The sequence below is a fragment of the uncultured Hyphomicrobium sp. genome, assembly GCF_902826555.1.
Taxonomy (GTDB): domain Bacteria; phylum Pseudomonadota; class Alphaproteobacteria; order Rhizobiales; family Hyphomicrobiaceae; genus Hyphomicrobium_C.
This window is the reverse complement of sequence record NZ_CADEFI010000075.1, coordinates 1-3,110: the sequence shown is the minus strand read 5'-3', so window position 1 is coordinate 3,110 and position 3,110 is coordinate 1. Positions and strand designations below refer to the sequence as shown.

General features: G+C 67.1%; 2 protein-coding genes. Both read left to right on the top strand.

Annotated elements, in window-relative coordinates:
* Window positions 1–1,818, top strand: a 1,818-nt coding sequence (gene aceE / locus QZV93_RS17480; protein WP_295559996.1) for a pyruvate dehydrogenase (acetyl-transferring), homodimeric type, incomplete at its 5' end; no start/stop codon positions are given.
* A gap of 11 nt (window positions 1,819–1,829) precedes the next feature.
* Window positions 1,830–3,098 carry a 2-oxo acid dehydrogenase subunit E2 gene (locus QZV93_RS17475; protein WP_295559995.1) on the top strand — a complete coding sequence of 423 codons (1,269 nt, stop codon included), beginning with the start codon at window positions 1,830–1,832 and terminating at the stop codon, window positions 3,096–3,098.
* Window positions 3,099–3,110: the final 12 nt, after the last annotated feature.

Here is a 3,110-nt window from a genome sequence, read left to right as displayed (position 1 = left end):
TGGAACGTGATCAAGGTCATCTGGGGCTCGAACTGGGACCCGCTGCTCGCCCGCGATACGACCGGGCGCCTGCGCCAGCTGATGGAAGAGTGCAACGACGGCCAGTACCAGGACTTCAAGTCCAAGGACGGGGCCTATATCCGCAAGAACTTCTTCGGGCGCTATCCGGAGACGGCGGCTCTGATCGCCGACTGGTCGGACGACAAGATCTGGACGCTGACGCGCGGCGGGCACGATCCGCGAAAGGTCTATGCCGCCTATGCCAGCGCGGTCCGGCACACCGCGCAGCCGACAGTCATCCTCGCCAAGACGGTCAAGGGCTACGGCATGGGCGCGGCCGGCGAAGGTCAGATGGTCGCCCACCAGCAGAAGAAGATGGGGCTCGATGCGCTGAAAGGCTTCCGCGACCGCTTCGGGGTCAAGCTCTCGGACGCGGATCTCGAGACGCTGCCGTTCATCACCTTCGCCGAGGGGAGCGAGGAGCTGCGCTACCTCAAGGAACGGCGATCGGCGCTCGGCGGCTCGCTTCCCAAGCGGCGGCCGAAGACGACGTTCAAGCTCGATCCGCCTCCCCTTTCGCTGTTCGAGGCGCAGCTCAAGGGCTCCGACGGGCGCGAGATCTCGACCACCATGGCGTTCGTGCAGTGCCTCACCAAGCTCCTGCGCGACAAGGCGCTCGGGCGCCACATCGTGCCCATCGTCCCCGACGAGAGCCGCACCTTCGGCATGGAGGGCATGTTCCGCACCTTCGGCATCTACAGCCAGGTGGGGCAGCTCTACCGGCCGGAGGATGCCGAGCAGCTGATGTTCTACAAGGAGGACCGCAGCGGGCAGATGCTGCAGGAGGGCATCAGCGAGGCGGGCGGCATGGCGTCGTGGATCTCGGCGGCGACCTCCTACTCGTCGTCCAACGTGCCGATGATCCCGTTCTTCATCTACTATTCGATGTTCGGCTTCCAGCGCATCGGCGACCTCGCGTGGGCGGCGGGCGACATGCGCGCGCGCGGCTTTCTCATCGGCGGCACGAGCGGGCGCACCACCCTCAACGGCGAAGGGCTGCAGCACCAGGACGGGCACAGCCACATCCTGTCGTCCACCATCCCCAACTGCCTCTCCTACGATCCGACGTACGGCTACGAGCTGGCGGTGATCCTCCAGCGCGGGCTCGAGCGCATGCTCGGCGACCAGGAGGACGTGTTCTATTACATCACGTCCCTCAACGAGAACTACGTGCACCCCGCCATGCCCAAGGGTGCCGAAGAGGGCATCGTGCGCGGGATGTATCTCCTAAAAGCCACCGAGCCTTCGCCGAGGTCGGGTCCCAAGGTGCAGCTTCTCGGTTGCGGGTCGATCCTCAACGAGGTGATCGCCGGCGCCGAGCTCCTGGCGCAGGACTTCGGCGTCGCGGCCGACATCTGGAGCGTCACGAGCTTCACCGAGCTCCGGCGCGAGGCGCTGGCGGTCGAGCGCTGGAACATGCTGCATCCGGCGGAGACGCCGCGCGTGCCCTACATCACGCAGTGTCTCGCCTCGCGCGGGGACGCGCCGGCGGTGGCGTCGACCGACTACATGAAGCTGTTCGCCGACCAGGTGCGCCCGTTCGTGCGCGGGCCCTATCAGGTGCTCGGCACCGACGGGTTCGGGCGCTCGGACACGCGGCGCCGGCTGCGCCAGCACTTCGAGGTCGACCGGCATTTCGTGGCGGTGGCGGCCCTCAAGGCGCTCGCCGACGACAACAAGCTCCCCTCCTCCAAGGTCGTCGAGGCCATCGCCCGCTACGGCATCGATCCGGAGAAGGCCGATCCGGTCCGCGCATAACGAGGATACGAATGTCCGTCATCGACGTGAAAGTGCCCGACATCGGCGACTACAAGAACGTGCCCATCATCGAGGTGCACGTGAAGCCGGGCGACCGCATCAAGCCCGAGGATCCGCTGGTGACGCTGGAGAGCGACAAGGCGGCGATGGAGGTGCCGGCGCCACAGGGCGGCGAGATCGCCGAGGTGCTGGTCCGCGTCGGCGACAAGGTGAGCGAGGGCTCGGCGCTCGTGCGGCTCGCATCGGAGGGCGGGGCGCAGAAAGACACCGCCGCAAAGGCGGAGGCGCCGAAGCCGGCGGCGGAGCAGCCGCAGCCGGCGAAAGCCGGAACGTCCGGCGAGGCCCCCGAGACCGAGGGCACGCCCGCCCGCGTGCCGCTGCCGATCGGCGTCGACTTCGGAAACGTCTATGCGAGCCCGTCCGTGCGCCGTCTCGCCCGCGAGCTCGACATCGATCTCACCAAGCTCAAGGGCACCGGCGAGAAGGGCCGCATCACCAAGGACGACGTCAAGCGTGCGCTCGGCGGGGCGCCAAGCGGAGGCACCGGGATCCCCGAGATTCCGGCGCAGGATTTCGCCAAGTTCGGCCCTATCGAGACGAAGGCGCTCTCGCGGCTCAAGCGGCTCGGCGGTCCGCATCTGCATCGCGCGTGGCTCAACATTCCGCATGTGACGCATAACGATGAAGCCGACATCACCGATCTCGACGCCTACCGCCGCTCGCTGGACGACGCCGCCAAGGAGAAAGGCTACCGGGTGACGCTGCTGGCCTTCCTCATGAAGGCCAGCGTGGTGGCGCTCAAGGAGTTTCCCAGCTTCAACGCCTCGCTGGCGCCCGACAAGGAGAACTTGATCCTGAAGCGCTACTACCATCTCGGCATCGCCGTCGATACCGCCGACGGGCTGGTGGTTCCCGTCATCCGCGACGTGGACCGCAAAGGCATCGTCGAGCTGTCGCAGGAGATCGGCGCGGTGTCGCAGAAGATGCGCGACGGGAAGATCGCGCCGGCCGACATCCAGGGCGGCACGTTCTCCATCTCCAGCCTCGGCGGAATCGGCGGAACCGGATTCACGCCGATCATCAATGCGCCCGAGGTCGCCATCCTCGGCGTGGTGCGCGCCGAGACCAAACCGAAATGGGACGGCGAGACGTTCGAGCCACGCCTCATGCTGCCGCTCTCGCTCAGCTACGATCACCGCGTCATCGACGGAGCGGAGGCCGCGCGATTTGCGCGCCGCCTCGCCGTCATCCTCGAAGACGTCCGCCAGCTCGTGCTTTGAAAATCGCGAGGG